At 63.9% G+C, this 7,258-nt stretch carries 6 protein-coding genes and 1 pseudogene; all 7 read left to right on the top strand.

The features are described 5' to 3' along the window. Positions 1-334 precede the first annotated feature (334 nt). Positions 335-675 (top strand): annotated as a pseudogene (locus E8M84_RS21680) (IS3 family transposase); the annotation flags it as partial. Positions 676-738: 63 nt separating this feature from the next. Next, on the top strand, positions 739-906 hold the full coding sequence (locus E8M84_RS21500) for a hypothetical protein (RefSeq protein ID WP_170971940.1): 168 nt from the start codon (positions 739-741) through the stop codon (positions 904-906). Positions 907-1,681: 775 nt separating this feature from the next. Continuing rightward, entirely contained in the window at positions 1,682-2,692 is a 1,011-nt protein-coding gene (locus E8M84_RS14090) for a substrate-binding domain-containing protein (protein WP_137111793.1), read from the top strand. Positions 2,693-2,744: 52 nt separating this feature from the next. Beyond that, the gene (locus E8M84_RS14085; RefSeq protein WP_205914614.1) at positions 2,745-4,274 is read left to right on the top strand and encodes a sugar ABC transporter ATP-binding protein; all 1,530 of its coding nucleotides are present in this window, start codon (positions 2,745-2,747) and stop codon (positions 4,272-4,274) included. Further along, entirely contained in the window at positions 4,271-5,257 is a 987-nt protein-coding gene (locus tag E8M84_RS14080; protein ID WP_137111792.1) for an ABC transporter permease, read from the top strand. The genes E8M84_RS14085 and E8M84_RS14080 overlap by 4 nt, the downstream gene beginning before the upstream one ends. After that, positions 5,254-6,225, top strand: a complete 972-nt coding sequence (locus tag E8M84_RS14075; RefSeq protein ID WP_137111791.1) for a sugar-binding transcriptional regulator — start codon at positions 5,254-5,256, stop codon at positions 6,223-6,225. Before E8M84_RS14080 ends, E8M84_RS14075 begins: the two co-directional genes overlap by 4 nt. Before the next feature lie 5 nt (positions 6,226-6,230). After that, positions 6,231-7,211 (top strand): aldo/keto reductase, encoded by a 981-nt coding sequence (locus E8M84_RS14070; RefSeq protein WP_137111872.1) that lies wholly within the window; start codon positions 6,231-6,233, stop codon positions 7,209-7,211. The last annotated feature ends 47 nt before the right edge of the window (positions 7,212-7,258 follow it).

Here is a 7,258-nt window from a genome sequence, read left to right as displayed (position 1 = left end):
AAGAACTTGCTCTTTCAAAGACTTGCGCACCAAGTTGTTGAAATCAAAAGAGTCAGCAAAATCAATGGGTTCGGCTCATAACCTGAAGGCCGCAGGTTCAAATCCTGCCCCCGCAACCACCTTCACCGAACTGCCAAATGGCCCCGCAATCGCGGGGCGTTCTGCGTTCTGCGCCAGGCCAATCCTGGCCGTCAGTGCCCCGTCCAAGGCCACAACTGCCTGGCCGCCTTCCAAAAAGACCTCCTCCGCTGAAACCTCCCCACTCCGAGGTTAGTCTTTTCCTCTAAAGAGGAGACGGACGACGAAGCGCAGCAGGTGCAGCGAAGAACAGGTCATTGGCATCCCGAAGGAGTAGCAGGCCGGACTGAGCGCGGTGGAACTCTGCCGCGAGCACGGAGTCAACGAGGCTGCGCGAGATGACGGGAAAAAAACTTCCTAGGCCCAGTTCTAGGAGGTCTGCGGTGAACTCGGCCATCCCCGAGAAGCGTTTTTCCCAAAGGCGCCCCCGTGCCCTCGTCGGGATCGATCCGCGGGTCTATCGGGATCGTTCGACAAGGGGTGACGACCGGGGGCCCTGCGACAGAGCCAGCGCGAGCTGTCCTCCGAGCGGTGGCGGTTCGGTATCGGCGCCTGCATATCCTGCGCCGCCGCGAGGGCTGGAAGGTCAACTGGAAGTCCGAGATTGGCGAGAAACCGGTGCCGTCTATCCGCTAGCGGTCGACCATCGCCAAGCAGCCATTGGCAAAGGACATCGAAGAATTCGACTTTTCCAGCACGTCAACCAACGAAGGTCTGGTCAAGGATCTGGCTACCAGAAGCTTCGTGTCCATCGCGCGGGCAATCAACGACGCCGCAGGGACGTCAGTTTTGGACCCCGAAAAGGGGGCAGTTTTGCAGGCCGATTGACACTGGATCGCTGATTGCAACGCGACCAAGCCGCATTCCGCGCTCGGCTACCTGTCACCCAAAGCCGACGCCGCAAAACTCACCGCAATGGGCGACCGACATCTCGGGACGGAACGCTCCTCCGCTCGCCCGTTGCTCCCAGAGCGCAACCGCGCCAAGTCCAAACATCGACTCTGGTTCCAGGTGGATGAGTGAGGGGAGCACAGCAACCGTAGCTCTGCTCGGCTCGCTGGCTTCCCACTATTTGACCAGCCACCGCGTCAGCGTCGATAAGCCGATGCCCAGGTCGGCCGCGTCCGGACGCTGGTCCGCGCCAGCCGCACCGCTCACGCCGAGTGGCCAGCCACGATCTGTTCCCGTTTCCCAAAGAACATCTCCTCGCTTCTCAGATGGCGTTCTCCACGTCTTCCGGACAAGTCCAGTCCCGCTTCCTTATGCCCGCAGGCCAGGTCAGCGATTGTACGGGCGCGGCAGCATAGTTGAGCTCTTTGCCAAAGGCAGAACAGCTGCCGGAAAGCTGTGGCGTGATGCCGACTTGCTCAGAGATGCAATCAAATCAAGCCAATAGTGCGGTGGACCCCGGGCCGGACGCGGCGCGGACGCAGGTGCGCATAAGTCGCGGCGCGTCACTGCAATAAATTTCAACATTCGACAGAAATTCTTAAGTCGGTTGACGCTTCGAACTGCTGCCCTTACCGGTTCACATGCAATATCTTGCGTCACGCGGGAAAACTTGCAGAAATGGCGCAGAAGCGCGTCGTCATGGGAGGATCACATGAGCTACGTCAAGGCATTGGTACTGAGCGGGGCATCGGCCGTCGCGCTTTTGGGGGCGTCCCCGGCAGTCATGGCCGAAGGCGGTTTGCGCTGCGAACCGGGCGAAACCTACATCATGAACGTCATGGTCAGCGGGCACCCGTACTGGGTCCCGGTGTTCGAGGGCTTCAAGCAGGCAGCCGAAGCACTGGGGTGCGAGGCTGTCTTCTCGGGCACGCCCGACTATGACATCACCAAACAGATCGCATCCTTCGAGCAGGACCTGGTCACGAACCCGAAGGGCATCCTGCTGCACCCGATGCAGGCAGACCCATTCATCGACCCGATCAACCGCGCCATCGACGCAGGGGTGTCGGTCACGACCTTTGCGGCGGATTCGCCCAAGTCGAAGCGGACGGCCTACATCACCTCGGACAACCTGGCCGAGGCGGCCTTTGCGGCGGAAGAGATCGTCAAGACCGTCGGCGACAGCGCGGAATATGCGGTGCTGGAGAACCCCGGCCAGTCGAACCATGACCTGCGGGTGACGGCGCTGATCGCCTATATGGAAAAGAACTATCCGAACATGAAGCTGGTCGGGCGTCAGGCCACGAACCAGGACCCGAACGCGGCCTTTACCGCCGTGTCGGCGATGCTGCAGGCGAACCCCGATCTCGCGGCGCTTTGGATCCCGGAATCGGGGTCGGCCGAAGGGGCGGTCGCTGCGGTCAAGGCGGCGGGTGACAAGCTGATGATCATCCACGCGGACATCTCGCCCACGACGCTGGAAGAGATCAAGGCGGGGAACATCCACATGGCGCTGAACCCGAACCAGGGCATCCAGGGCTTTGTCGGCTTCATGAACACCTTCCTGGGCGCGCGTCCGGACCTGATCGACCCGTTCAACGACTACAAGACCTCGGGCTACAACCCGATGCAGATCCCCTTCGTGGACAACGGCTTTGCGGTGATCACCAAGGACAACGCCGACAGCTTCGTGCTGGAAGCCTACATGGAAGGCCGGATGTAAGGCCCTTGCCCCGCCGCCACGGTGGCGGGGCGTCCTTTCGTTGGAATGACTGATGACCCTGCCGTCCCCCCTTCTGCAGTTGACCGATATCGCCAAGTCCTTTGGCGCGGTGCGGGCCTTGCGTTCGGGCCAGTTCGAGCTGCGCGCGGGGGAAATCCACGCGCTGGCGGGCGAGAACGGAGCGGGCAAGTCGACGCTGATGAACATCATCGACGGCATCCTGCAGCCGGACAGCGGATCCATCCGAATCGACGGGCATTCCGTGCGGATCGACAGCCCCGCCATGGCGCAGCGGCTGGGGATCGGCTTTGTGCATCAGGAAATTGCGCTGTGTGCCGACATTTCCGTGGCCGAGAACATCTTCATGGCCGAAACCGCCCAGTCCCGGCGCAGGCTGATGGGTGGAGCGGACCTCATCAAGCGCGCCGCCGAGGTCCTGGCACCGCTCGGCGACATTGATCCCCGGCTTCCTGCGGGACGGCTGTCGATTTCCCAGCAGCAGCTGGTCGAGATCGCCAAGGCCCTGACGCTGGATTGCCGCATCCTGATCCTGGACGAACCCACCGCTGCCCTGACCGAGCACGAGGCGCAGAAGCTGTTCGGCATCATGCGCCGTCTTGCCGACAAGGGTATGGGGATCATCTACATCTCGCACCGGATGGCCGAAATCTTCCAGATCTGCGACCGCGTGACCGTGATGCGTGACGGTCAGCATATCCGCACCGACCGGATTGCAGACATCACCCCGGCGGATGTGGTGAATGCCATGGTCGGGCGACAGCTGGACGCGCTGTATCCGCCAAAGCTGGCGGGACCGCGCGGCCCTGAGATCCTGAGCGTCGCGAACCTGACCGACCGGCGCTACAAGGACGTGTCCTTTGCGCTGCACCGGGGCGAGATCCTTGGCTTTGCCGGGCTGATCGGCGCCGGGCGCAGCGAGATCGCCCGTGGCGTGACCCGTCTGGAGGGCAATGCCCGAGGCGAGGTCCGGCTTGACGGCGCCCCGGTGGTCTTGCGCGACTATGCCGACTGCATTGCGAAAGGCATCGTCTACCTGTCCGAGGACCGCAAAGGCGACGGGGTGTTCCTGGACCTGCCGATTGCTGCGAATGTCTCGGCGCTGGACCTGTCGCGGGTGGCACGGCGGGGCATGGTCGACGCGGCGCGCGAGACGGACCAGGCGCAACGCATCGGTGCCACGCTAAAGCTGAAGGCGGCCAGCATGGCGCACCGGGTGGCAAGCCTGTCAGGCGGCAACCAGCAAAAGGTGGCTCTGGCCAAGCTGCTGGCTGTCGAGCCGAAGGTGATCTTCCTTGATGAACCCACGAGAGGCGTCGATGTCGGTGCCAAGGCCGAGATACACGGGATCCTGCGGGCCCTTGCCGAAAGTGGCGTGGGTGTTGCCGTCATCTCGTCGGAGATGCCCGAGCTGATCGGCTTGTGCGACCGGGTGCTTGTCGTCAGTGAAGGCCGGGTTTCCGGTGAGCTTTCGGGGACCGATCTTACAGAAACCAACATCATGACACTCGCCGCGCCCGGTGCGATTTCCGGTGCGACGGCCCTGTCCGGGACACTTGCATGACGACGACCGCCCAAGACCGCAGCCTGCTGTCCCGCCTGTTCGGCGCCCGGGAAACCGGGTTGGTGCTGATAATCCTGACGCTGTTCATCCTGATGTCCTTCGCCAGCCCGCATTTCCTGACCTGGACCAACATGCGGGCGATGACGATGGCCTTTTCGGTCGAGGCGATCGTGGTGGTCGGCATGACGATCCTGCTGATATCGGGCGGGATCGACCTGTCGGTGGGGTCGGTCACCGCCTTGGCGATGGTGATCGCGGGTCTGCTGTTCCTGAACGGGGTGAACCCCTGGCTCGCCTCGCTAATCGCGATTGGCGCCTGCGCCGGGATCGGGGCGGTGATGGGATTCTTCGTCACCTATGTGGGCCTGCACCACTTCATCGTCACGCTGGCTGCCATGGTGATCGCACGGGGCTTGTGCCTTCTCGGCACCGGCGGGCGGCCGCTGGGGCTTTTTGAACTGCCTGACAGCTTCAAGTGGATCGGCATCGGATCGATTGGCGTGATCCCGGTGGCCATCGTGATCTTCGTGATCGTGGTAGTGGTCTTCGACTTCCTTTTGCGGCGGACCACGGCCTTCCGGCTGGTCTACTATACCGGGTCGAACGAAAAGGCCGCCGCCTATTCCGGGATCCGCACCAAGCGGGTGATCTTCCTGACGACGGTCCTTTGCTCCACTCTCTGCGGCGTTGCCGGGATCATCTACATGGCGCGGTTCGGATCGGCCCAGCCCACTTTCGGGGTCGGGATGGAGCTGAATGTGATCGCCGCGGCGGTCATTGGCGGCGCCAGCCTGTCAGGCGGCAAGGGCACCATTTTCGGCGCGATCCTGGGGGCGGTGCTTCTGTCGCTCGTCTCCTCCTCGCTCGCTCTGTTGAACGTTTCGGTCTATTGGCAGGACATCATTCGCGGGTCGATCCTGCTGGCCGCGGTCACCTTCGACCACTACCTCGTCAAACGTCAGGCGGCGGGAGGACGGGCATGACCGAAATGAACGACGACTTCACCTCGATGCGGCAGATGCATGCGGTGTTGGTCCGCCACTTTGTTGAAGGCCGCAAACAGGCCGAAATCGCCGAGGAGATGAACCTGTCGACCTCGAAGGTGAACCGGATCATCGCCCAGGCACGGCGGTCGGGCATGGTGAAGATCAGCATCGAGACACCGTTCCAGCGGCTGATGGACATCGAGCGGCAACTGATCGCGACGGGGCTGGTCGGGGGGGCCATCGTCTCGCCCACGGTGTCGGACAATGACGGGACGCGGCTGGCACAGATTGGGCAGGCGGCGGCGGCGCATCTGGTCGAGACGCTTCGGGATGGCGACATCCTGGGTATCTCGGGCGGCAAGGCGGTTGCGGCGGTGGTGGATGCGCTGTCGGTGGAACGGCCGATCGACGTGCAGGTGGTGCCGCTGACCGGGGGGGTGCAGGGGAAGTTCCACACCGACGTCAACAACCTCGCCTCGCGCATGGCGGAACGGCTGGGCGGGCGGTCGCTGCAACTGCATGCGCCCCTGTTCGCCGAACGCGCGGAACAGCGCGAGATGCTGATGAACATGACGGCGGTGAAAGAGGTGCTGGACCTTGGCCGTCGCGCCACGGCCTGTCTCGTGGGGATCGGGTCGATCACGCAGCCCGGGTCGTCCTATTTCGACCTGCATCCCCTTTCGGCCCCCGACCGCGCGATGCTGCCGGGCCTTGGGGTGATGGCCGAGTTTCTGGGGCATCTGGTGCATGACCGCGGGCAGGTTGCGAACTTCGCGCTGAACCAGCGGCTGGTCGCCCTGCGCCCCGATGAAATCAGGGCTTGTGGCCGGGTGGTCGCGGTTGCCGCGGGCGAAGACAAGGTGGGACCGGTCCGGTCGGTCCTGCGCGGGGGATATGTGTCGATGCTGGTGACCGACGAGGACACCGCGGGGCGGATACTGGAAACGGAAGGAAAATCAAGGTGAGCGACATGTTGATGCGTGAATTTGCCCCGGGTCTTCGGGCCAGCGCTGTCGGCCTTGGGACCTGGGCCATCGGCGGCTGGATGTGGGGCGGCACTGACGATGCGGCGGCCGAGGAGGCGATCCGCGCCGGCCTCGATGCCGGGATCACCCTGATCGACACCGCCCCGGCCTACGGGCTTGGCCATTCGGAAGAGGTCGTCGGCCGGGCGATCAAGGGGCGGCGCGATCAGGTGGTGCTTGCCACGAAATGCGGCCTGGTCTGGCACGCGCAGCGCGGTCCCTACTTCTTCTCGCAGGGCGGCCACGCCGTCCACCGCGACCTCAGCCCCGCTGCCATCCGGCATGAGGTCGAGGAAAGCCTGCGCCGCCTGCAGACCGACCGGATCGACCTGTACATCACCCACTGGCAGGACCCGACCACGCCGATCCCCGAGACGGTCGCGGCGCTGAAGGCGCTGCAGGCCGAAGGCAAGATCTTGGCCTTCGCCGCCTCGAACACCTCGCCCGAGGATCTGGAGGCCTATCGCGTGGCGGGCGGGATCGCAGCCGTGCAAGAGGAATACTCGATGCTTGAGCGCCGGATCGAGGCGACGCATCTGCCTGCCTGCCGCGAAAATGGCATTGCCGTTATGGGCTATTCCGTTCTGGGCCTTGGCCTGCTTTCGGGAGGCATCACCGCCGACCGCGTCTTTTCGGGTGACGACCAGCGCAAGGACAACCCGCGCTTTTCGCCGGAAAACCGCGCCCGGGTTGACCGGCTGATGCAGGTGATCCGGCCGATTGCCGACCAGCATGGCGCAAGCCCCTCGCAGGCGGTCATCGCCTGGACGCTGGCCCAGCCCGGCCTGACCTTCGCCCTCTGCGGTGCGCGCAACCCCGATCAGGCGCGCGAGAACGCCGCGGCGGGTCGACTGCACCTGACCAAGACCGAACAAGACGCCATTTCCCAAGCGATTGACCAGCACCTGAGCCCCATCACCGCCTGAACCGACCCCAAGACCTGCAAGACCACAACGGCGGAGCCCCCCTCCGC

It is taken from the genome of Rhodobacter sp. SY28-1 (assembly GCF_005222785.1).
In the GTDB taxonomy this organism is placed as follows: Bacteria; Pseudomonadota; Alphaproteobacteria; order Rhodobacterales; family Rhodobacteraceae; genus Tabrizicola.
Note: the sequence above shows the minus strand (reverse complement) of the source record. Positions and strands in the feature narration are given on the sequence as shown.